This is a genomic window from Streptomyces sp. P17, assembly GCF_032436805.1.
Lineage (GTDB): Bacteria > Actinomycetota > Actinomycetes > Streptomycetales > Streptomycetaceae > Streptomyces.
In genome coordinates this window covers 1-22356 of sequence record NZ_JAVRBF010000092.1, presented here as the reverse complement: position 1 = coordinate 22356, position 22356 = coordinate 1, and the positions used below count along the sequence as shown (strand labels likewise).

The 22356-nt window shown below is 70.9% G+C and carries 23 protein-coding genes; 7 read left to right on the top strand and 16 right to left on the bottom strand.

From position 1 onward, the window contains the following. Positions 1-71 precede the first annotated feature (71 nt). Entirely contained in the window at positions 72-1304 is a 1233-nt protein-coding gene (locus RMT89_RS36895; protein WP_315888128.1) for a geranylgeranyl reductase family protein, read from the bottom strand. Positions 1305-1497: 193 nt separating this feature from the next. On the opposite strand from RMT89_RS36895, the gene RMT89_RS36890 reads away from it, so the two are divergent. Continuing rightward, on the top strand, positions 1498-2853 hold the full coding sequence (locus tag RMT89_RS36890) for a dipeptidase (protein ID WP_315888127.1): 1356 nt from the start codon (positions 1498-1500) through the stop codon (positions 2851-2853). A gap of 10 nt (positions 2854-2863) precedes the next feature. On the opposite strand, the gene RMT89_RS36885 is transcribed toward RMT89_RS36890, so the two are convergent. The 3 genes from RMT89_RS36885 to RMT89_RS36875 form a co-directional block, all read right to left on the bottom strand. Then, entirely contained in the window at positions 2864-3901 is a 1038-nt protein-coding gene (locus RMT89_RS36885) for an NUDIX domain-containing protein (protein ID WP_315888126.1), read from the bottom strand. 145 nt (positions 3902-4046) lie between these two features. Beyond that, complete coding sequence (locus tag RMT89_RS36880; RefSeq protein ID WP_315888125.1) at positions 4047-4247, bottom strand: hypothetical protein; 201 nt, start codon at positions 4245-4247, stop codon at positions 4047-4049. A gap of 95 nt (positions 4248-4342) precedes the next feature. Further along, complete coding sequence (locus RMT89_RS36875; RefSeq protein ID WP_315888124.1) at positions 4343-5290, bottom strand: ROK family protein; 948 nt, start codon at positions 5288-5290, stop codon at positions 4343-4345. A 147-nt stretch (positions 5291-5437) separates the two neighbouring features. On the opposite strand from RMT89_RS36875, the gene RMT89_RS36870 reads away from it, so the two are divergent. Both RMT89_RS36870 and RMT89_RS36865 read left to right on the top strand, forming a co-directional pair. Next, positions 5438-6532: a LacI family DNA-binding transcriptional regulator gene (locus RMT89_RS36870; protein ID WP_315888123.1), complete on the top strand. Its 1095-nt coding sequence runs from the start codon at positions 5438-5440 to the stop codon at positions 6530-6532. 7 nt (positions 6533-6539) lie between these two features. After that, entirely contained in the window at positions 6540-7331 is a 792-nt protein-coding gene (locus RMT89_RS36865; protein ID WP_315888122.1) for a hypothetical protein, read from the top strand. Here the strand turns inward: RMT89_RS36865 and RMT89_RS36860 are convergent. Together RMT89_RS36860 and RMT89_RS36855 are read right to left on the bottom strand one after the other, a co-directional pair. Beyond that, positions 7277-8938: a protein kinase domain-containing protein gene (locus RMT89_RS36860; RefSeq protein ID WP_315888121.1), complete on the bottom strand. Its 1662-nt coding sequence runs from the start codon at positions 8936-8938 to the stop codon at positions 7277-7279. The two genes, RMT89_RS36865 and RMT89_RS36860, sit on opposite strands and share 55 nt — an antisense overlap. A 67-nt stretch (positions 8939-9005) precedes the next feature. Further along, a complete protein-coding gene (locus tag RMT89_RS36855) occupies positions 9006-10301 on the bottom strand; it encodes a DUF6986 family protein (RefSeq protein WP_315888120.1) in 1296 nt (431 codons plus the stop codon). Between the two features lie 202 nt (positions 10302-10503). Here RMT89_RS36855 and RMT89_RS36850 point away from each other — a divergent pair, with 202 nt between their 5' ends. Next, complete coding sequence (locus RMT89_RS36850) at positions 10504-11409, top strand: endonuclease/exonuclease/phosphatase family protein (protein WP_315888119.1); 906 nt, start codon at positions 10504-10506, stop codon at positions 11407-11409. 66 nt (positions 11410-11475) lie between these two features. Here RMT89_RS36850 and RMT89_RS36845 read toward each other — a convergent pair whose 3' ends face one another. From RMT89_RS36845 to RMT89_RS36830, 4 genes are all read right to left on the bottom strand, one after another. Then, positions 11476-12438: an electron transfer flavoprotein subunit alpha/FixB family protein gene (locus RMT89_RS36845; protein ID WP_315888118.1), complete on the bottom strand. Its 963-nt coding sequence runs from the start codon at positions 12436-12438 to the stop codon at positions 11476-11478. Positions 12439-12492: 54 nt separating this feature from the next. Further along, complete coding sequence (locus tag RMT89_RS36840) at positions 12493-13281, bottom strand: electron transfer flavoprotein subunit beta/FixA family protein (protein ID WP_315888117.1); 789 nt, start codon at positions 13279-13281, stop codon at positions 12493-12495. A 219-nt stretch (positions 13282-13500) separates the two neighbouring features. Then, complete coding sequence (locus tag RMT89_RS36835) at positions 13501-14010, bottom strand: flavin reductase family protein (protein ID WP_315888116.1); 510 nt, start codon at positions 14008-14010, stop codon at positions 13501-13503. Between the two features lie 115 nt (positions 14011-14125). Beyond that, the gene (locus RMT89_RS36830) at positions 14126-14524 is read right to left on the bottom strand and encodes a thioredoxin family protein (RefSeq protein WP_315888115.1); all 399 of its coding nucleotides are present in this window, start codon (positions 14522-14524) and stop codon (positions 14126-14128) included. 231 nt (positions 14525-14755) lie between these two features. Between RMT89_RS36830 and RMT89_RS36825 the strand changes: the two genes are divergently transcribed. After that, entirely contained in the window at positions 14756-15484 is a 729-nt protein-coding gene (locus RMT89_RS36825; RefSeq protein ID WP_315888114.1) for a lysophospholipid acyltransferase family protein, read from the top strand. Between the two features lie 93 nt (positions 15485-15577). On the opposite strand, the gene RMT89_RS36820 is transcribed toward RMT89_RS36825, so the two are convergent. From RMT89_RS36820 to RMT89_RS36800, 5 genes are all read right to left on the bottom strand, one after another. Then, the gene (locus tag RMT89_RS36820; RefSeq protein ID WP_315888113.1) at positions 15578-16264 is read right to left on the bottom strand and encodes a phenylalanine--tRNA ligase beta subunit-related protein; all 687 of its coding nucleotides are present in this window, start codon (positions 16262-16264) and stop codon (positions 15578-15580) included. 13 nt (positions 16265-16277) lie between these two features. Beyond that, positions 16278-16868: a transglutaminase family protein gene (locus tag RMT89_RS36815; RefSeq protein WP_315888112.1), complete on the bottom strand. Its 591-nt coding sequence runs from the start codon at positions 16866-16868 to the stop codon at positions 16278-16280. A gap of 61 nt (positions 16869-16929) precedes the next feature. Then, positions 16930-18021 carry a low specificity L-threonine aldolase gene (locus tag RMT89_RS36810; RefSeq protein ID WP_315888111.1) on the bottom strand — a complete coding sequence of 364 codons (1092 nt, stop codon included), beginning with the start codon at positions 18019-18021 and terminating at the stop codon, positions 16930-16932. Next, positions 18018-18770 carry an SDR family oxidoreductase gene (locus tag RMT89_RS36805; RefSeq protein ID WP_315888129.1) on the bottom strand — a complete coding sequence of 251 codons (753 nt, stop codon included), beginning with the start codon at positions 18768-18770 and terminating at the stop codon, positions 18018-18020. Before RMT89_RS36805 ends, RMT89_RS36810 begins: the two co-directional genes overlap by 4 nt. A 35-nt stretch (positions 18771-18805) precedes the next feature. Then, positions 18806-20203 carry a DUF6421 family protein gene (locus tag RMT89_RS36800; RefSeq protein ID WP_315888110.1) on the bottom strand — a complete coding sequence of 466 codons (1398 nt, stop codon included), beginning with the start codon at positions 20201-20203 and terminating at the stop codon, positions 18806-18808. A gap of 393 nt (positions 20204-20596) precedes the next feature. On the opposite strand from RMT89_RS36800, the gene RMT89_RS36795 reads away from it, so the two are divergent. Next, positions 20597-21280, top strand: a complete 684-nt coding sequence (locus tag RMT89_RS36795; RefSeq protein ID WP_315888109.1) for a glycerophosphodiester phosphodiesterase family protein — start codon at positions 20597-20599, stop codon at positions 21278-21280. A 3-nt stretch (positions 21281-21283) separates the two neighbouring features. On the opposite strand, the gene RMT89_RS36790 is transcribed toward RMT89_RS36795, so the two are convergent. Beyond that, positions 21284-21820 (bottom strand): GNAT family N-acetyltransferase, encoded by a 537-nt coding sequence (locus tag RMT89_RS36790; RefSeq protein WP_315888108.1) that lies wholly within the window; start codon positions 21818-21820, stop codon positions 21284-21286. A gap of 73 nt (positions 21821-21893) precedes the next feature. Here RMT89_RS36790 and RMT89_RS36785 point away from each other — a divergent pair, with 73 nt between their 5' ends. Next, a complete protein-coding gene (locus tag RMT89_RS36785) occupies positions 21894-22286 on the top strand; it encodes a VOC family protein (RefSeq protein ID WP_315888107.1) in 393 nt (130 codons plus the stop codon). Positions 22287-22356: the final 70 nt, after the last annotated feature.

The following is a 22356-nucleotide window of genomic DNA, read 5'->3' as shown; positions in this document are numbered from 1 at the left end:
GAAATCAACCTGTCCTGACCAGCGCCAGCCCGACAGACGTCACTCAGACCAGTGACGTGCGGAGGATGGGGCTAGGGCCTGGATTCGCCGCCCACCGGCCGCCGGTCCATCGCTGTCAGGGCGCGCTGGGCCATCGGATGGCTGCGGACCAGCTCGCCCAGCGACGAGGACCCGCGGGTGATGTCCATGAACGCCCGCCACGCGGGCCGGAACCCGGTCAGCGCGGCATGGAACAGCCCGGGGCGCCGCTCGAAGACCGCCAGCAGCCGCTTGCCGACGCTCATCTCGACGCCGAGCCCGGCCTTGACCGCGAACGCGTAGTTCAGGGCCTGGCGGCGGGTGTCCACCGCGTCGTGCGCCTCGGCGATCCGGACCGCCCACTCCCCCGCGAGCCGTCCCGAGCGCAGCGCGAAGGAGATGCCCTCGCGGGTCCACGGCTCCAGCAGCCCCGCCGCGTCCCCGCACACCAGCACCCGCCCGCGCGACAGCGGCGAGTCGTCGGCCCGGCAGCGCGTCAGATGGCCGGAGGAGATGCTCGGCTCGAACCCGGCGAGCCCGAGCCGCCCGATGAACTCCTCCAGATACCGCTTGGTGGCCGCGCCCTCGCCGCGCGCCGAGATCACCCCGACCGTCAGGGTGTCGCCCTTGGGGAAGACCCAGCCGTAACTGCCGGGCATCGGCCCCCAGTCGATGAGCACCCGTCCCTGCCAGTCCTCGGCGACGGTCTCCGGCACCGGGATCTCCGCCTCCAGGCCCAGATCCACCTGGTCGAGCTTCACCCCGACATGCGCTCCTATCCGGCCGGCGCTGCCGTCCGCGCCGACGACCGCCCGCGCGAGCAGCGTCTCACCGCCCTGCAGGACGACGGCGACCGTGCGCCGGTCCGGCACCGCCGAGCCGTGCTGCTCGACCCGCTGCACGGTGACGCCGGTGCGCAGTTCGGCGCCCGCCTTCTGGGCGTGCTCCACGAGCTGCTGGTCGAACTCGGGCCGGTTGATCAGACCGAACAGCATCTGCCTGGAACGGCGGGTGCGGGTGAAGCGGCCGTTGTGCGAGAAGGTCACCGCGTGCACCCGGTCCCGCAGCGGCAGCTCGAAGCCGGGCGGCAGCGAGTCGCGCGAGGGGCCGATGATGCCGCCGCCGCAGGTCTTGTAGCGCGGCAACTCGGCTTTCTCCAGCAACAGCACGCGCCGCCCCGCGACCGCCGCCGCGTACGCGGCCGAGGCCCCCGCGGGCCCCGCGCCGACCACGACGACGTCCCACACCTGCCGCACGTCGTCCGCCGAAGAGTTCTCGCTGCTCACGATGGTCTACTGCTCCCGATCAAGCCGCCTGCCGCTGCTGTCTCCCGCATCCTACGGCGGCGGTCACCGCAGGCCGCTGTGGGAGGATCGGCGACGTAGGTGCCCACCCCACCCGGCGGGGCCTACGCTCACACGATCAGCCGTACACAGAAGTACGCACACGTACAACGTCGCACCCACAAGGAGCGTGCCCATGTCGTCGAATCCGGTCGCCGAGACCGTCGCCTCGCTGATGCCGAGGGCGAAGCGGGAACTCACCGAACTGGTGGCGTTCAAATCGGTGGCGGACTTCGACCAGTTCCCCCGCAGCGAGAGCGAGGGCGCCGCGCGCTGGGTCGCGGACGCGCTGCGCGCCGAGGGATTCGAGGACGTGGCCCTGCTCGACACCCCCGACGGCACCCAGTCGGTGTACGGCTACCTGCCCGGCCCTGCGGGCGCGAAGACGGTCCTGCTCTACGCCCACTACGACGTGCAGCCGCCGCTGGACGAAACCGCCTGGCGGACCCCGCCGTTCGAGCTGACCGAGCGCGACGGGCGCTGGTACGGCCGAGGTGCCGCCGACTGCAAGGGCGGCCTGATCATGCATCTGCTGGCGCTGCGCGCGCTGAAGGCCAACGGTGGCGTCCCGGTGCACGTCAAGGTGATCGCCGAGGGCTCCGAGGAGATGGGCACGGGCGGCCTTGAGCAGTACGCCGAGGCGCACCCCGACCTGCTGAAGGCCGACACGATCGTCGTCGGCGACGCGGGCAACTTCCGGGTCGGCCTGCCGACGGTCACCACGACGCTGCGCGGGATGACCATGCTCCGGGTGCAGATCGACACGCTGGAGGGCAACCTCCACTCGGGCCAGTTCGGCGGCGCCGCCCCGGACGCGCTGGGCGCCCTGATCCGCGTACTGGACTCGCTGCGCGCCGAGGACGGCTCGACGACGGTCGACGGGCTGGCGCCGGGGTCCGCGTGGGACGGACTGCAGTACGACGAGGAGCAGTTCCGCAAGGACGCCAAGGTGCTGGACGGGGTGGAGCTGATCGGTTCCGGCACGGTCGCGGACCGCATCTGGGCGCGTCCGGCCGTCACCGTCCTCGGCATCGACTGCCCGCCCGTGGTCGGCGCCACTCCGTCCGTGCAGTCCAGTGCCCGCGCGCTGATCAGCCTGCGGGTGCCGCCGGGCGTGGACGCGGCCGAGGCGACCAAGCTGCTCCAGGCCCACCTGGAGGCGCACACGCCGTGGGGTGCGCGGGTGCGCAGCGAGCAGGTCGGGCAGGGCCAGGCGTTCAGCGCCGACACCACGAGCCCGGCGTACGAGGCGATGGCCCGGGCGATGACCGAGGCCTACCCGGGCCAGGAGATGCAGTACGCCGGTCAGGGCGGCTCCATCCCGCTGTGCAACACCCTCGCGGCGCTCTACCCGGACGCGGAGATCCTGCTCATCGGGCTGAGCGAGCCGGAGGCCCAGATCCACGCCGTGAACGAGAGCGTGTCACCGCAGGAACTGGAGCGGCTCTCCGTGGCGGAGGCGCTGTTCCTGCGCAACTACGCGGCGAGCTGAGCACCGCCGGTCACGGGGTGGGAATCCCCGCCTCCAGATAGAGCGCGGCCCCGCGTTCCCGGGCGCGCAGGGCCCAGCGCAGGCGCTCGTAGCGGACGGGCGGCAGCAGGTCGGCCGCCTCCTGCTCGGTCACGAAACGCCAGCCGCGCAGTTCGGGCCCCGGCAGCAGCAGACTCCCGGCCCGCGCGGAGTCGAGCCGCCCGCCGTCGAAGAGGAGGCGCAGTCCGCCGTAACCGGGAGGTGCGGGCGGTTCCCAGTCGACGACGAGGAGGCGGGGTACGTCGTCCAGGCGGATGCCCGTCTCCTCGGTGACCTCGCGCATGCCCGCGCGCGCGGGTGCCTCGCCGGGCTCGACGACACCGCCGGGGAACTCCCAGCCGGCCTTGTAGGTGGGATCGACGAGCAGCACCCGGTCCTGCTCGTCGAAGAGCAGCACTCCGGCGGCCAGCGTCTCGGCGGTCGGCTCGGGCGTCTGCACGATGTCACTCACCGTCGCCTCCCCGGAGGCGACGGCTTCGGCGATCCGGGCGGCCGTCTGGTACGGGGTGAGCCGGCCGTTGTCGACGGGGTGGGCGTCGGCGGTGAGCCAGGAGGCGAGGGCGGAGCGGTAGGGCTCGATGTGGTCGTACGACCATTGCCGGGTCCGCAGTTCGCCGTCGGGGACGTCGGGGACCTCCCGGCGCGCTATTCGCTCGCGCAGGATCGTTTCCGCCGGGGCCAGCAGGATGTGCCGTACGGCGATCCGGCGCGCGGCCAGGCCCCCGAAGATCTCGTCCCGGTACTCCTGGCGCAGCAGGGTCATGGGGACCACGAGGGTCCCGCCGAGTTCGGCGAGCATCGCGGCCGCCGTGTCGATCACGAGTCGTCGCCAGATCGGCAGATCCTGGAAGTCGCCGACCTCGGCGAGGTGTTTGGGCGGAAGCAGGTGCGGCAGTGCTCCGCCGATGACCTCGGGGTCGAAGAGCGTGCTGTTCGGGATCAGTTCGATCAGTTCCCGTGCGGTGGTGGTCTTCCCCGCACCGAAAGGCCCGTTGATCCAGACGATCACAGACTCCCCCTCTTCTGTTGGCCCCCTGTGGCTTGCCCGCTCCACCCTGCCACGGAAACCAGTTCCAGTTGAGGGCGCACGCGCGGCGGCGCCGGTGCCCCCGGATGCGGGGACACCGGCGCCGTACTCCGTGCCGTCGGCCTCGTCAGTCGTTCTGCCCGAGGGCGTTGTCCTCGACGGCCAGACTGTCACTGGCGACCGTGTCCTCCACGGTGCTGAGGCCGCTGAGGGCCTTGCCCACGTCGAGGTCGGTCAGGTCGCTTCCGAGGGAGTGAGAGGGCGTGACCGCCGCGACGACGAATCCGGTGGCCAGGGAGGCGATGGCGAGCATGCTGCGCTTCTTCATGGCTGGCTCAACTGCGCAGCGGGGCAGGGGTCACGGCGCGCAACGCCAAAGGCGACCGCCGGCCCGCGCCGGAACGTTCCTGCCGCCCGTCTGCGTCACACCGTCGCCGCGTTCGCCCGCCTGGTCAGCGCCGCCGCTGCCGCCCCCACCAGGCCCGCGTCCGTGCCCATCTGAGCCGGTGTCACCACCAGGCGCTGCACGAAGGAGAGGGTGGCGTAGTCGGTGAGGGCCTTGCGCAGGGGGGCGAACAGGACCTCGCCCGCCTTGCCCACGCCGCCCCCGATGACGGCGATGTCGATCTCGACCAGAGTCGCGGTCGCCGCGATCCCGGCGGCCAGAGCCTGGGCGGCCCGCTCGAAGGAGGCCACGGCGACCGGGTCGCCGGCGCGGGCGGCGGCGGCCACCGCGGCGGCGGAGGTGTCGCCGTCGGGGCCGGGCAGCCAGCCGTTGTCCAGGGCGCGCCGGGCGATGTTGGGGCCGCTCGCGATGCGCTCCACGCAGCCGCTCGCCCCGCACGGGCACGGGTCGCCGTCGAGATCGACGCTGATGTGGCCGATGTGGCCGGCGTTGCCGGTGGGTCCCGGGTGCAGTCGGCCGTTCAGGACCAGGCCGCCGCCGACCCCCGTGGACACCACCATGCACAGGGCGTTGTCGTGGCCGCGGGCGGCACCCTGCCAGTGCTCGGCCGCCGTGATGGCCACCCCGTCGCCGATCAGCTCGACCGGCAGTCCGCCCGCCGCCTCCCGGACCCGCCTCACCAGCGGGTAGTCACGCCACCCCGGCACGTTCACCGGGCTCACCGTGCCGGCGGAGGCGTCCACGGGCCCCGCGCTGCCGATCCCGAGCGCCGTCACACGCGGCCACAGTGGGCTCGCGGTCAGTTCGCCGAGCACCGCCTCGACGGCGGCCATCACGGTGTCACCGTCCTCCTGTGCCGGGGTCGGCCGCTGGGCGCGCGCCAGGATCCGGCCGTGGCCGTCCACAAGACCTCCGGCGATCTTCGTTCCCCCGATGTCGAGCGCGGCCACGAGGTCGGTGTGCATCAGAGTCAGATCTCCCGGTCAACCATGCGGAAAAGGGCAGGCCGGTCTCGCGGTGGGGCGCAGGCCGGAGAGTGCGGTGGACAGTGTCCCCTGCATCTGACAACGTTGTCCAGGCTCTATGCTCGACGCCACATCCTCATACAAACCATGGATCGCCGCATCCCCGTGGACGAACAGGACAGGACCCGCATCGTGCCCGAGACCATCCGCCGCGCCGACCGCACCCCAGGGAACCGTTACGGCAATCGTCCGACGATGAAGGACGTGGCGGCTCGTGCGGGAGTCGGACTGAAGACGGTCTCGCGGGTCGTCAACGGCGAGCCGGGTGTCACGCCCGAGACGGAGCGCCGCGTCCAGGAGGCCATCGACGCCCTCGGTTTTCGCCGCAACGACAGTGCCCGGGTGCTGCGCAAGGGCCGTACCGCCAGCATCGGTCTGGTCCTGGAGGACCTCGCGGACCCGTTCTACGGCCCGCTCAGCCGCGCGGTCGAGGAGGTGGCCCGGGCGCACGGCGCGCTGCTGATCAACGGCTCCAGCGCCGAGGACCCGGACCGCGAGCAGGAGCTGGCGCTGGCGCTGTGCGCGCGGCGGGTGGACGGCCTGGTGGTGATTCCGGCCGGCGACGACCACCGGTATCTGGAGCCCGAGATCAGGGCGGGCGTGGCCACGGTGTTCGTGGACCGTCCCGCCGGGAAGATCGACGCCGATGTCGTTCTGTCGGACAACTACGGCGGTGCCCGGGACGGCGTCGCCCATCTGATCGCCCACGGCCACCGCCGTATCGGCTTCATCGGCGACATGCCCCGCATCCACACCGCCGCCGAGCGTCTGCGCGGCTACCGGGCGGCCATGGAGGACGCAGACATATCCGTGGCCAACTCCTGGATGTCCCTGGGCGTCACCGACCCCGAGCGGGTGCGCAGAGCCGCCGAGGAGATGCTCTGCGGCCCCAAGCCGGTCACCGCGATCTTCGCGGGCAACAACCGGGTGACGGTCACCGCGATCCGTGTCCTGGCCGAGCATGCCCGCCGGGTGGCTCTGGTCGGCTTCGACGACCTGGAGCTCGCCGATCTGCTGCAGCCGGGCGTCACCGTCGTAGCACAGGACGCGGCAGCCATCGGCCGGACGGCCGCCGAACGGCTCTTCCGGCAGCTGGACGGTAGCCTGGTGACGCCCGAGCGCATCGAGCTGCCGACCCGGCTGATCACCCGCGGCTCGGGCGAGCTGCCCCCGGCGGACTGAGCGAGTCATGGACACGCGCACCCTTCAGGCACTGGGCCTCGCGATGGCGCCCCGCGACCATCCGCTGCTCTACCCCGGCACCTGGCCCGCGGATTCCGGGCTCCTCGACGGCGAGGGCTACCTTCCCCTGGACCGGCTGACCCACGCGGACCGCACCCCCGTCCTCGCGATCGGCTCCAACGCCTGCCCGGGCCAACTGCGGCACAAGATGGCCGAGTTCGGCGTCGTCTCGCCGATCCCCATGGTCAAGGTCCGTGTCACGGGCCTCGGGATCGGTGTGTCGGCCCATGTGAGCCGGCTGGGCTATGTGTCGGCATCTCCCTTCCACGCACCGGGCACGGTACGGGAGTTGTTCGTCCTGTGGCTCGACGCCGAACAGCTCGCGGTGATCGACGCCAGCGAGGGCGTACCGCTGCCGTACGGCAACTACCGGCGCGTCTGGCTGCCCTCCTCCCAGGTGCGGATCGACCTGGCGGACGGCACGACGCTGCCGGGCGTCTTCTCGTACGTCAATCGCCGTGGCGTGCTGCACAACGGCTCCCGGGCGCCGCGCACCCACCCCGGGCAGCGGGCGCTGCTCACCGAACTGCTCCTGGGGTCCGCCCGGTTGAGAGGGCTGTTCGGTGCGACGCCGGAGGAGTTCTGCGCGCGGGCGCGTGCGGACCGGCGCCTGTGCGAGCGGGGCACACGGCTGTTCGCACGGGAGAAGCTGGTGACCGTGCACGGTCTGGAGCGGTACGTCGGTCAGCAGAGCGGAAGTCCGGGCACCGGCTCGTCGTTGTCGCCGCCCTTGACGTAGACGTCGCTGACCCACACGTCCGCGTTGCCGCTGTCGTCGTCGGTCTTCGCCCACCAGACGTTGGTCCACTCGCCGGAGGTCTCGCGGCGGCCCAGATTCCGCTGGCAGTAGAAGTAGTTGGTGCCCGCGTTCAGGATGCCCACCTCGGTGCCGTCTGCGGTGTAGGACTTCGCGGTGCGCCATACCTCGCAGTTGTACTTGCCGCCGCCGATGGGATAGCAGGCGGCCGCAGGTGTGGTCGCGCCGCCTCCGCCGGAGGTCTTGCTCGGGGTGGGGGTGGGCTTTGCGGACGGCTCGCTCTCGGTGCTGCGGCTCGGCGACCTGCTCGGGGTCGGGCTCTTCTCCTGGCCCTTGTCGGTGGGTTTCGCGTCGGCCGAGCCGTCGGGGCTCGCGCCGCCACCGGCCTCAGAGCGTGTCGCGCCGGCGGAGCTGCCGGTCGAAGTGGGCTGTCCGGCCGCCTTGGGTTTGTCGCCGTTGCTCATCAGGGCGACGGTGACGCCGGCCGAGGCGAGAACCACGGCGACGGCCGCGGCGGCCAGCAGGGCCCGGCTCGTGCGGCGGGAAGGACGCGGGGTGTCGGCCACGGGGCCGGTGGGGGTCGCGGCTGTGCCTGAGCCGTACGGGGGCGGGAAGCCCTGGCCGGGAGCCGGCGCCGGTGGGCCGAAGCCCGGCGGTGGCACTGTCGGAACGCTTCGTTCCGTCACCGCTCGCTCCGGTCCCCGCAGGGTCGTCGTCGGGGTGTCCCTGCCGCCCGAGGCGGCCACCGCCCGGAGGAGTTCGCGGGCCTCGGCGGCCTCCGGGCGTCCCTCGGGGCGCTTGTCCATCAGCCGCTGGAGGACCGGGGCGAGCGGTCCGGCGTGGTGCAGCTCGGGAAGGGGCTCGCTGACGATCGCGGTGAGCGTGGAGAAGGTCGAGGTCCGGCGGAAGGGCGAGGAGCCCTCCACGGCGGCGTACAGCGTGGCGCCGAGGGCCCAGACGTCGGAGGCCGGGCCCGGGTCGGCGCCCTGGGCGCGTTCGGGCGCCAGGTAGTCCAGGGAGCCGACCAGTTCGCCGCTGCGGGTGAGGTGGGTGGCCGAGCCGTCGCCCGGGTCCTCCATGGTGGCTATGCCGAAGTCGGTCAGGACGACCCGGCCCGAGCGGTCGAGGAGGATGTTGCCCGGCTTGACGTCGCGGTGCAGGACGCCGGCGCGGTGGGCGGCGGCCAGCGCGTCCATGACCTTCGCGCCGATCTCCGCCGTCTCGCGCGGGTCGAGGGTGCCGCTCTCGCGCAGCACGTCGTCCAGGGAGGGGCCGTCGACGAGCTCCATGACGATCAGCGGACGTCCGTCGACCTCGGTGACGTCGTGCACGGCCACGACTCCGGGATGGCGCACCCTGGCCGCCGCGCGGGCCTCGCGTTGCATCCGCACCCGCAGGCCGTCGAGTTCGGGACCGTCGGCGTCGGTGTAGGTGCGCAGCTCCTTGACCGCGACCTCACGGCCGAGGACCTCGTCGACGGCCCGCCAGACGATGCCCATGCCGCCGCGCCCGAGCTGGGCCAGGACGCGATAACGCCCGGCCAGCAGCCGCCCGGCCCCGTCCGTCTGTCCGTACTCCCCCGAAGACACCGCCGCCCCGCTTCTGTGAGCCCTCCGTGTGTGGCGTACAGCCTAAGGGGCGGCGGGGACAGCCGGACTACACCCCGGAGATCGTCAGGTCACCACGCCGAGGCGCGGCGAAGCCCTCCAGGTCGGCGCGCGTCAGCCCCGTGAGCCGGGCGACTTCGCCGGTGTCGAGGGCGCCGCAGTCCAGCCCGCGCAGCAGATACCCGCTGAGCGCCTTGGCGGTCGCCGGCTCGTCCATGACGTCACCCCCGGCACGGTTGGCATAGCGGGCGAGGCGCGCGGCCGCCTGTTCGAAGCCCTCGCGGTAGAAGGCGAAGACGGCCGCGTACCGGGTCGGGATGTGGCCGGGGTGCATGTCCCAGCCCTGGTAGTAGGCGCGGGCCAGGGCGCGGCGGGTGAGGCCGTAGTGCAGCCGCCAGGCGTCGTGGACCTTCTCGGTCGTACCGACCGGGAGGACGTTGGTGGAGCCGTCCGAGACGCGTACGCCCGTCCCCGCCGCGGCGACCTGCATGATCGCCTTGGCGTGGTCGGCGGCCGGGTGGTCGCTGGCCTGGTAGGCGGCCGAGACGCCGAGGCAGGCGCTGTAGTCGAAGGTGCCGTAGTGCAGGCCCGTGGCGCGGCCCTCGGCGGCCTGGATCATCCGGGCGACGGTGGCGGTGCCGTCGGTGGCGAGGATGGACTGGCTGGTCTCGATCTGGATCTCGAAGCCGAGTCGGCCCGGCTCCAGACCCCGCGACTTCTCGAAGGCCTCCAGGAGGCGGACCATGGCGGTGACCTGCTCGGGGTAGGTCACCTTGGGCAGGGTCAGCACCAGCCCGTCGGGCAGACCGCCCGCCTCCATCAGGCCGGTGAGGAAGATGTCGAGGGTGCGGATGCCGCGGTCGCGGACGGCGGACTCCATGCACTTCATCCGGATGCCCATGTACGGCGCCGCCGTGCCGTTCTCGTACGCCTCGGCGATCAGGCGGGCGGCGCGGGCCGCGTCCTGGTCCTCGTCCGCGCCCTTGTAGCCGTCCTCGAAGTCGACGCGCAGGTCCTCGATGGGCTCGCGCTCCAGCTTGGCCCGCACGCGCGTGTGGACCGGTTCGGCGAGTTCGTCGCTCAGACCGAGGACGGCGGCGAAGGAGGCGGCGTCGGGGGCGTGTTCGTCGAGCGCGGCGAGGGCCTGGTCGCCCCAGGAGCGGAGGGTGTCGGCCGCGAAGACCTCGCCGGGGACGTAGACGGTGTGGACGGGCTGGCGGGTGCCGGGGTCTCCGGGGTAGCGGCGCTCCAGCTCGGCGTCGACCGGCGCGAGGGAGGCGCTGATCTCCTCGCTGACGGCGCCCGCGAGGCTCGTCGCCACCTTCTCCTGCTGGCCCTGACCCATCCCACACCCTCCTGTTTTCCGCTGTACGGAATCAACAATCCGTAGAACGAAGTTATCCGGGGACCTTCCGGATGGTCAACACCATGTCCACGGGGAGCCATCCCGCCATCTCGTCATGTTCACGCCCACCTCATGGCGCGCTATGACACTCCATGGGCACATCCGCACGACTCGGCCGGCATTCCCCACCGAAGGAGCCCCCGTGCCGCACCACAGCCAAGTCTCGCGCCGTCTGGGCTTGAAGGCCGCGTTGGCCGCCGCGGTCACCACGCCCCTCTCCAGTACAGCACTGACCTCCGAGTCCGCCGCGGCGGAGGAACGCCCACGCCGCCATCTGGAGGTCATGTCCTTCAACCTGCGCTTCGCGAGCACCACCGAGCCCCACAGCTGGGCCGTGCGCAGACCCGTGATGCGCGAACTGCTGCGCCGCGAGGCCCCGCACATCATCGGCACCCAGGAGGGCCTCTTCCCGCAGCTGCTTGACATCGACACCGACCTCGGCCGGCACTACGACTGGATCGGCACCGGCCGACTGCACGGCAGCGGCGACGAATCCATGGCGGTCTTCTACGACACCCGTCGCGTCCTCCCGCTCGAATACGACCACTTCTGGCTCTCCGACATCCCCTATGTCATCGGCTCCAACACCTGGGGCGCCGCCTTCCCCCGGATGGTCACCCTGGTCCGCTTCCGCGATCTGCGCGACGGCGACCGGGAGTTCCACGTCCTCAACACCCACTTCGACCACCGCGGCCAGTCGGCACGCCAACGGAGCGCCGCCCTCATCGCCGAGCGCGTCAAGGGCTTCGACCCCGCCCTGCCGGTCGTGGTGACCGGGGACTTCAACGTGGCCGCGCACAAGAACACCGTCTACGACACCCTGCTCGGCGCCGGTCTGCTCGACACCTGGGACACGGCCGCCGAGCGCAGCGCCCAGTACGCGACCTTCCACGGCTACCGTCCACTGGTCCCGGACGGCGACCGTATCGACTGGATCCTGACCACACCGGGCGTCACCGCGCACCGGGCGATCATCAACACCTTCGCCGTGGACGGCCAGTTCCCGAGCGACCATCTGCCCGTGCAGGCCTCGCTGAGTCTGGGCTGAACGCGCGAGGCCCCCGCGACCGTCGGAACGCATGGGTCGCGGGGGCCTCGTACAGCGTCAGGCAGATCAGCCCTTGCGGGTCTTGATCTCCTCGGTGAGCTGCGGGACGACGTCGAAGAGGTCGCCGACGACGCCGTAGTCGACCAGGTCGAAGATCGGGGCCTCGGCGTCCTTGTTGATCGCCACGATCGTCTTCGAGGTCTGCATACCGGCCCGGTGCTGGATCGCGCCGGAGATACCGGAGGCGATGTACAGCTGCGGCGAGACCGACTTACCGGTCTGGCCGACCTGGTTGGTGTGCGGGTACCAGCCGGCGTCGACGGCGGCACGCGAGGCACCGACGGCCGCGCCGAGGGAGTCGGCGAGGGACTCGATGATCGCGAAGTTCTCCGCGCCGTTGACACCACGGCCGCCGGAGACCACGATCGCGGCCTCGGTCAGCTCGGGGCGGCCGGTCGACTCGCGCGGGGTGCGCGCGGTGACCTTGGTACCGGTGGCCTTCTCGGAGAAGGTCACCGCGAGGGACTCGACCGCACCGGCGGCCGGGGCGGCCTCCACGGCCGCGCTGTTGGGCTTGACCGTGATGACCGGGGTGCCCTTGGCGATACGGGACTTGGTGGTGAAGGCGGCGGCGAACACCGACTGGGTGGCCACCGGACCCTCGTCACCGGCCTCCAGGTCGACGGCGTCGGTGATGATGCCGGAACCGATGCGCAGCGCCAGACGGGCGGCGATCTCCTTGCCCTCGGCGGAGGACGGGACCAGCACGGCGGCCGGGGAGACGGCCTCGTAGGCGGCCTGCAGGGCCTCGACCTTCGGCACGACCAGGTAGTCGGCGTACTCGGAGGCGTCGTGGGTGAGGACCTTCACCGCGCCGTGCTCGGCGAGGACGGCGGCGGTGTCGGCGGCGCCGCCTCCCAGCGCGACGGCGACCGGCTCGCCGATACGGCGGGCGAGCGTCAGCAGTTCGAGGGTGGGCTTGCGGACGGCACCGTCCACGTGGTCGACGTAGACGAGAACTTCAGCCATGGGATTGCTCTCCTGCGGAATGCGAAGTCTGAGGGGGCGGAAGGGTGTTGGGCCTTAGATGAACTTCTGGCCCGCGAGGAACTCAGCGAGCTGCTTGCCGCCCTCGCCCTCGTCCTTGACGATCGTGCCGGCGGTACGGGCCGGACGCTCGGCCGCGGAGTCGACCACCGTGTAGGAGCCCTCCAGACCGACCTCGTCGGCCTCGATCTCCAGGTCCTCCAGGTCCCAGGACTCCACCGGCTTCTTCTTGGCCGCCATGATGCCCTTGAAGGACGGGTAACGCGCCTCGCCCGACTGGTCGGTGACCGACACGACGGCCGGCAGGGAGGCCTCCAGCTGCTCGGACGCGGCGTCGCCGTCGCGGCGGCCCTTGACCGTGCCGTCCTCGACGGAGACCTCGGACAGCAGGGTCACCTGCGGGACACCGAGGCGCTCGGCGAGCAGCGCGGGTACGACACCCATGGTGCCGTCGGTGGAGGCCATACCGGAGATGACCAGGTCGTAGCCGGCCTTCTCGATCGCCTTCGCCAGCACCAGGGAGGTGCCGATGGCGTCGGTGCCGTGCAGGTCGTCGTCCTCGACGTGGATCGCCTTGTCGGCGCCCATCGAAAGAGCCTTGCGGAGCGCGTCCTTGGCGTCCTCGGGGCCCACGGTCAGGACGGTGATCTCGACGTCGTCGTCCGAGTTCTCGGAGATCTGCAGCGCCTGCTCGACGGCGTACTCGTCGAGCTCGGAGAGCAGACCGTCCACGTCGTCCCGGTCGACGGTCAGGTCATCGGCGAAGTGCCGGTCGCCAGTGGCGTCGGGCACGTACTTCACAGTGACAACGATCCTCAAGCTCACGCCGGCTCTCCTACTGCGTCGACATTTCTCTGCTGCCTGCTTGCAGGCAGCATAGGCGCCTGAAGCGGCCGTTCCCGATCGGGGCGACCTGCGCTCCGAACGAAATATTACTCGTCAGTACACCCAGTTCGTTCCCGCTAAGCAAGCGCTTTGAACTGTGACCTTCGCAACGCAGCGTAATCGGAACTGGACGACTTCGCAGAACTGTCCGATACCCGGTCAGTCGCGCAGGCCGGTGAACCGGCCCTGGTGGTAAAGCAACGGCCGGCCGGGGCCGGTGGGGTCGCCGAGCAGGACTTCCGCCAGGACGATCCGGTGGTCCCCGGCGGGCACGCGCGCGTGGATCCGGCAGACCAGCCAGGCGGAGACGTCGTCGAGGACGGGGACGCCCTCGGGTCCCTCGTGCCAGGCGGTGGGTGCTGCGAAGCGGTCGGCGCCGCTGCGGGCGAAGGTGGCGGCCAGTTCCCGCTGGTGCTCGCCGAGCAGATGGACGCCGGCATGGCCGGCCCGCGACAGAGTGGGCCAACAGGAGGACCCGGTCCCGATGCCGAAGGAGAGCATCGGGGGCTCGGCGGAGACCGAAGTCAGGGAGGTGGCGGTGAAGCCGACGGGGCCGCTCTCGCCGAGGGCGGTGATCACCGCGACTCCCGCCGCGTGCCGCCTGAAGACGGAGCGGAGCAGTTCGGGAGAGGCGAGCCGGGTGGCGTCGACATCGGGTGTGGCGGTCATGAGCACCTGGGGAGAAGGAGCGCCGGGGACATCCGGTCAGGCTGACGATAGGTGGTCCATGCAGTCAAGTGCGCCAGGGGAGGTGGGAGGTGACTCACTGCCGGACCCGGGCCCGTCACACCGCCTCGCCGAGCGCCGCGATGACGTCCGCCTTGCGCGGCTGTCCGACGGCCCGCCGCACCACGCGCCCGTGGGCGTCGAGGACGAGCACCGTGGGCGTCTTGAGGATCTCCAGCTCCCGCACGAGCTCAAGACGGGCCTCGGCGTCGACCTCGACATGGGCGACACCGGGCACCATCCCGGCCACTTCCCCGAGCACGCGCCGCGTGGCCCGGCAGGGCGCGCAAAAGGCGCTGGAGAACTGCACGAGGGTGGCCCGCGCGCCAAGTTCCCCGCCCAGTTCGTCCGGCCCCAGCCGCCCGTCCTCGTCCCGCCCGCGCACCCGTGCCCTCCTCCTGCCGTCGCCTGCTCCAGCGCTCGTGCGGCCGCAAAGATTCCCCGGCACCAGGAGCATTCGATGCGGCTTCTTGTACGACGGGTGATGGTCCGCGTGGAGTAAAAGCGCCGCAAAAGCCCGAGGTGGATCACGGGTCGACGTGACGAGGATCTCGCCGTTCCCCGGCACTGGGACTGGCTCCCCGTCCGTTCTTGGGGCACGATCTGCGAAAGCCGTAAACCTACGGCTGCGTAACTTTCCCGCCGGGAGCTCCCTCCCCCGGCAGAGAAGGAAGGGTTCACCCCGTCCATGGCAGAGCTTGTCTACCGTCCCGTCGTCGGTCTCGCCCTCACTTTGTTCAAGGCGTGGGACCTGAAGATCGACTGCAAGGGATCGGAGAACATTCCGCGCTCGGGCGGTGCCGTGCTGGTGAGCAACCACATCAGCTACCTGGACTTCATCTTCGACGGCCTGGCCGCGCTCCCCCAGAAGCGCCTGGTGCGCTTCATGGCGAAGGAGTCCGTGTTCCGGCACAAGATCTCCGGTCCGCTGATGCGCGGGATGAAGCACATCCCGGTGGACCGCAACCAGGGCGAGGCGGCCTACCAGCACGCCCTGGAGTCGCTGCGGTCCGGTGAGATCGTGGGCGTCTTCCCGGAGGCGACGATCTCCCAGTCCTTCACGCTGAAGAGCTTCAAGTCGGGCGCGGCGCGGCTCGCCCAGGAGGCCGGCGTCCCGCTGATCCCGATGGCCGTGTGGGGCACCCAGCGGCTGTGGACCAAGGGGCACCCGCGCAACTTCAAGCGCAGCCACACCCCGATCACAATCCGGGTCGGCGAGGCCATCGAGGCCTCCAAGGACAAGTACGCGGGCGCCATCACCCGGCAGGTGCGCGAGCGGGTCCAGGAGCTCCTGGAAGCCGCCCAGCGCGCCTACCCCGTACGCCCCAAGGACGCGAGCGACACCTGGTGGATGCCCGCGCACCTCGGGGGCACGGCGCCCACTCCGGAGCAGGTCCGCGAGGCGGAAGCTCGCTGAGAGTGGCGCAGGGGGCAGTCGTTCGTCTGCGGCTCCGTCGTGGCTGAGCGCGCGGTTCCCCGCGCCCCTTGAGGTGGGCTGCCGGGCCGCCCACTAGGGTCGAACCATGATCCGGGCACCCGGGCTGAACTTCTCCAACAGTTCGGCCAGTTCGGCCCCTGCTCGCTCCACCTCAGCGACCGGCATGGGCGCGAGGCTCTCCAGCAGGAAGACCGCCGAGGCGCTCTCCTCGGTGAGCCGGGTGCGCGGTCCCTGGCGCCAGTTCCAGCGGCGGCAGGTCACACCCGCGTCGTCGCACCACACCACCTCACCGGCGTCCGGGTGTTCGACGGTCTCGGCACCGTCGGCGACGGTCACGAAGGGCTCGTCGCCCGTGGCACGGATCAGCCGCATACCGCCCTGGATGCGGTCGAGGTCCTCGCCGCCGACGGGGATCAGATGCGCCACGCTGATCGCGTTGTAGAGATCGACGAGCAGGTTGATCCGGGGCAGCCCGGCACCGGACAGGGCCCTCTTCGCCAGCGCCTCGGCGGAGTTGCGGGTGCGCGAGGGCTTGGACCCGAAGGCCGTGTACACCTCCCGCCAGGCCGCCATGTGCGGGTCCTCGTGCGGCGCGCGGCCGTCCAGGCGTACGGCGAGACGGCGGGCCGCCTCGTCGAGGAGTTCGGAACTGCCGGTGGTGCTGGGCCCGTTGACAAGTCCGTGGGCCTCGATGGCGAGGTGCGTGAAGCCGGGCGCGAGGGCGCGCACCTCGTCGGACACGGTCAGCGTGAGGGTCATGGTCGGCCTTGCCTCAGAGTGCGGTCGGGAGCGTCTGCCACAGGTGCGGCCGGTCGCTCGCACCCTGGAGGGCGGCGAGCACCGACGGATGCGGTTTAGCGTACAGGACCGGATAGTCCAACTCATTGGACTTCGGACCAGCCGGGAAGGCCAGCCGTTCACCGTCCAGGGAGAACCGGGCATCCACGCCCGGCTTGTTCCCGCGGGGGTCCTGCCGGTGCCAGGCGCCGTTGAACCGGACGGCGACCAGACCGTGCACCACGGTTCCACCGTCGTCGTCCAGCAGCCGCTGATAGCACAGGGCCGTCGGGATGTCCTCGGCCCGCAAGAGGGCCGCCAGCGCATGGGCCTTGGCGTAACAGATGCCGGTGCCCTGCTCCAGCACATCGGAGGCGCGCCAGGTGACGCGCGGGTCGCCGGAGTCCTGGGAGTGCGGGATGGTGTCGCGCACGAACTCGAACGCCAGCCGCGCATAGGCATACGAGTTCTCGGCCTGCCCGGCGAGCCGCGCGGCCGTCTGCCGCACCACGGGACGGTCGTGGTCGACGACCTCGTCAGCGGCCAAGTAGGCGGAGAGGTCGGGGGTTTCCTGGATGAGCTGCATGGCGGCAGAGCATAGGAATGCGATCACCCGAGAGTCAATTCTTTTTCGGGTGATCGCATATCTATGCAGAACTAGGGATCGGCTGGCGCGCCATCTCCTCCTTGAGCGCCGCCACGAAGGCGTCCACGTCCTCCTCGGTGGTGTCGAAGGCGCACATCCAGCGCACGACACCCTCGGACTCGTCCCAGAAGTAGAACCGGAACCGCTTCTGCAGACGCTCGCTCACATCGTGCGGAAGCTTCGCGAAGACGCCGTTGGACTGCACCGGGTAGAGGATCTCGACGCCGTGCACCGCACGGACGCCCTCGGCGAGCCGCTGCGCCATCTCGTTGGCGTGCCGGGCGTTGCGCAGCCACAGGTCCTTGGCCAGCAGCGCCTCCAACTGCACCGACACGAAGCGCATCTTGGAGGCGAGCTGCATCGACAGCTTGCGCAGATGCTTCATATGGCTGACCGCGTCCTGGTTGATCACCACGACCGCCTCACCGAACAGCGCGCCGTTCTTGGTGCCGCCCAGGGAGAGGATGTCGACGCCGACGGCGTTGGTGAAGGTCCGCATGGGGACGTTCAGCGAGGCCGCCGCGTTGGCTATCCGGGAGCCGTCGAGGTGCACCTTCATGCCGCGCGCGTGGGCGTGCTCGCAGATGGCGCGGATCTCGTCGGGTGTGTACAGCGTGCCCAGCTCCGTGCTCTGGGTGATCGAGACGACCTGCGGCATCGCGCGGTGCTCGTCCTCCCAGCCCCAGGCCTGCCGGTCGATCAGCTCAGGGGTGAGCTTGCCGTCCGGCGTCGGCACGGTGAGCAGCTTCAGGCCGCCCATCCGCTCGGGGGCGCCGCCCTCGTCGACGTTGATGTGCGCGCTCTCGGCGCAGATCACCGCGCCCCAGCGGTCGGTGACCGCCTGGAGCGCGACGACATTGGCGCCGGTGCCGTTGAAGACCGGGAACGCCTCGGCCGTAGGACCGAAGTGGCTGCGGATGATCCCCTGGAGGTTCTCCGTGTACACGTCCTCGCCGTAGGCCACCTGATGGCCGCCGTTGGCCACCGCCAGGGCGGCGAGCACTTCCGGGTGGGCGCCGGCGTAGTTGTCGCTGGCGAAACCGCGAAGCTGAGGGTCGTGGTGGCGACGCGCATCGGTCTTCGGGGGGTTCACGGCTTCTCGGTGAGCCACAGACGCTGTCCGTTCACTTCCGCGGCGGGCTTGTCCCAGACGCCGGCGATGGCCTCGGCGAGGTCCGTGACGTCCGTGAAGCCCGCGAACTTCGCGTTGGGCCGCTCGGCGCGCATCGCCTCGTGCACCAACGCCTTCACCACCAGGATGGCAGCCGCCGACGTCGGCCCCTGCTCGCCCCCGGCCTTCTTGAAGTAGTCGGCCATGGCCAGCGTCCACGCCTCGGCGGCGGCCTTGCCGGCGGCGTACGCGGCGTTGCCCGCGGTGGGCTTGGTCGCGCCGGCCGCGCTGATCAGGACGTAGCGGCCCCGGTCGCTGCGCTGGAGCGCCTCGTGGAAGGCGAGAGAGGTGTGCTGCACGGTGCGGATGAGCAGCAGCTCAAGGAAGTCCCAGTCGTCGAGGCTGGTCTTGGTGAACGTCTCGCTGCCGCGCCAGCCGCCGACGAGGTGGACCAGGCCGTCGACGCGGCCGAAGTCCTTCTCGATGCGGGTGGCCCACTCGTGGGTGGACTTCAGGTCCAGCAGATCGACCGTGTCGCCGACGACGGTGGCGCCGCCGTGCGCGTAGCTGGCCGCGTCCACGGCCGCCGCCAGCCGCTCCGGGTCGTTGTCGGAACCGACGACGGTCGCGCCCGCCTCGGCCAGTCGCAGCAGCGCCGCCCGCCCCGCAGGTCCGCCCGCACCGGCCACCGCGATCACCGCACCGCTGAGCGGCCCGTTCCCGTTCGCCATCTTGCCCTCCTGAGCCAGGTCCTCGGTACGGTCGCTCACGCGGCGACCCGCTCGGCGCTGTCCGCCGTGATGCCCTTGGTGGAGGCGATCACGTTCTTGAGCTTCTTGGACAGGGCCTCATAGAACATGCTCAGCGGAAACTCGTCCGGAAGCACATCATCGACCAGCTTGCGCGGCGGCTGGGTCAGGTCCAGGGCGTCCGGACCCTTGGCCCACTTGGAGCCGGGGTGCGGGGCGAGGTAGGTGGAGACCAGCTCGTACCCGGCGAACCAGTGGACGAGCTTGGGGCGGTCGATGCCGTCGCGGTAGAGCTTCTCGATGTCGGCGCACAGCTGGTTGGTGACCTGGGGGGCGCGCTGCCAGTCGATGAACAGCTTGTTGTCGGTCCAGCGCACGACGTCGCGCTTGTGCAGGTAGGCGAAGAGCAGCTGGCCGCCGAGGCCGTCGTAGTTGCGCACCCGCTCGCCGGTGACCGGGAAGCGGAACATCCGGTCGAAGAGCACCGCGAACTGCACGTCACGGGCCTGCGGAACGCCCTCGGTCTCCAGCTTCACGGCCTCCTTGAAGGCGGTGAGGTCGCAGCGCAGCTCCTCCAGGCCGTACATCCAGAACGGCTGGCGCTGCTTGATCATGAAGGGGTCGAAGGGCAGGTCGCCGTGGCTGTGGGTGCGGTCGTGGACCATGTCCCACAGCACGAAGGCCTCCTCGCAGCGCTTCTGGTCGTGGACCATGGCGGCGATGTCCTCGGGCAGCTCAAGGCCCAGGATGTCGACGGAGGCCTCGGTGACCCGGCGGAAGCGGGCGGCCTCGCGGTCGCAGAAGATGCCGCCCCAGGTGAAGCGCTCCGGCGCCTCGCGCACGGCGATCGTCTCCGGGAACAGCACGGCGGAGTTGGTGTCGTAACCGGCCGTGAAGTCCTCGAACGTGATGCCGCAGAACAGCGGGTTGTCGTAGCGGGTGCGCTCCAGTTCGGCCAGCCAGTCCGGCCAGACCATGCGCAGCACGACCGCTTCGACGTTGCGGTCGGGATTGCCGTTCTGCGTGTACATCGGGAAGACCACGAGATGCTGGAGGCCGTCCGCGCGGTTCGCGGCGGGCTGGAAGGCCAGCAGCGAGTCCAGGAAGTCCGGCACCTCGAAGCCGCCCTCGGCCCAGCGGCGCAGGTCTTTCACCAGGGCGCGGTGGTAGTCGGCATCGTGCGGGAGCAGCGGCGACAGCTCCTCGACGGCCGTCACGATCCGGGCCACGACGGCCTCGGCGTCGGCGGCGGCCGGGGCGCCCTCGGCCTGGAAGTCGATCGATCCGTCCTTGGTCTGCCATGGCCGGATCTGCTCCACGGCATCCTTGAGCACGGGCCATGCAGGGTGCTCCACCACCCTGGCCGCAGGAGGAACCTGCTCCCCCACACCCGACTGCACAAGAATTTCCGTCATGTCCCATCCTCCACTGGAGAACCTCGCGTAAGGACACCGTATGCGTACGAGGTTCCTCCCAGCAAGAGGGACCTCGGGAAATTATCCTGCGTCACCCCCATCGTCACCGAATTTTTTCCTGCCGGGTGGGGTGAAGGTACTCTCCCGGGGTAGGCACCGTGATTCGGCCGGTCAATCCCCGCGAGACTCGCCCACGGCCGGGTGACCGGGCGCCCGGGACGCGCGCGCACGCCAGGCAGGTACTGGCCGGATCCATACGTCCACCGGGCTGCTCCCCGGTGTACGCACGGGTTTCATCCGGGGCCCCGGCGGTTAGGCTGCGGCACTGCCGCGCGAACGTGCCGTTCCGGTCGCGCGCGTGCCGAGCCGCCGTCGACGGAAGCGAGTCGAACCTTGAACTTCCTTACCATCGGTCACCGCGGAGTGATGGGTGTCGAGCCCGAGAACACCCTCCGTTCCTTCGTCGCCGCCCAGCAGGCCGGCCTCGACGTCATCGAACTCGATCTGCATCTGAGCAAGGACGGCCACCTCGTCGTCATGCACGACACCGACGTGGACCGTACGACCGACGGCAGCGGCCCGATCGCCGAGAAGACCCTCGCGGAGCTGCGCGCCCTGGACGCGGGCATGGGCGAGCGGGTGCCGGTCTTCGAGGACGTACTGGACGCCGTGGCGGCGCCGCTGCAGGCCGAGATCAAGGACGTGGCCGGGGCCCGGGCGCTGGCCGAGGTGATGGAGCGGCGGGACCTGGTCTCGCGCGTGGAGGTGTCCTCGTTCCACGACGAGGCGGTCGCCGAGATCGCCCGGCTGGTGCCGGGGGTACGGACCGCGCTGATCGGCAGCCGCTTCGGCACCGACATCGTGGAGCGGGCCGTGGAGGTGGGCGCAGGAACGGTCTGCCTGAACATCCGCCGCCTCACCCTGGAGGTCGTCGAGGCGGCCCGCGAGGCGGACCTGAAGATCATCGGCTGGGTGGTGAACACCCAGGAGCATCTGCGCCTCGTGCGCGCCCTGGAGCTGGACGGCGCGACCACCGACTACCCGGAGATCAAGCGCACGGGACGGTTCACGGCCTGACGCTCAGCCGAGCTCCTTGGTCAGGAGCTCGAACTTCAGGTCGTCGCGCTGCGGGATCCCGAAGCGCTCGTCGCCGTACGGGAAGGGGGTCATCTTTCCCGTACGGCGATAACCGCGCCGCTCGTACCAGGCGATGAGGTCCTCGCGTACGGAGATCACCGTCATGTGCATCTCGGTGGCGCCCCAGCTCTCGCGGGCCGCGCGCTCGGCCTCGGCGATGACGACCTTGCCCAGGCCCGCGCCCTGCAGTGCCGGACTGACCGCGAACATCCCGAAGTAGGCGTGCGTGCCGCGGTGTTCGAGCTGACAGCAGGCGACCACCCTGCCCTCCCGCTCGACCGTCAGCAGCCGGCTGTCGGGGGCCTTGATGACCTCCAGCACGCCCTGCGGGTCGGTGCGCTGCCCCTGCAGGATGTCCGCCTCGGTGGTCCAGCCGGCCCTGCTGGCGTCGCCCCGGTAGGCCGACTCGATCAGCGCGACCAGCGCGTCGACATCGGCGTCGGTGGCGTCACGGAAGGTCAGTCCGGCGGCGGTCTCCATGGGGCGCGTCTCCACTTCTCGGCACGGCACGGGCAGGGACGAGAGTAACGCGCGGCCGCTACGCTCCGGGATCATGGTGCATGTACTCAGCAGCCGAATCCTGCTCCACCCCGTCGACCCCGACCGCTCCCGCGCCTTCTACGGCGATCAGCTGGGTCTCGCCATCCAGCGCGAGTTCGGCACGGGCCCGGAGCGCGGCACCGTCTACTTCCTCGGCGGCGGCTTCCTGGAGGTCTCGGGGCGCTCCGAGACCCCGCCCTCCCCCGCGCTCCAGCTCTGGCTCCAGGTCGAGGACGCGGAGGCGGCGCACGAGGAGCTGCGGGCCAGGGGTGTGGAGATCGTACGGCCGCCGGTGCGGGAGCCGTGGGGGCTGATCGAGATGTGGATCGCCGACCCGGACGGCACGCGGATCGCGCTGGTGGAGACTCCGAAGGACCATCCGCTGCGGTACCGCCCGGAGATCTAGGGGGTGTTTTGAAAGTCCTGTGCGGTGCCCGCGGTGTTCGGTGCGTGCCCTCGGCGTGCCGGACGAAGGC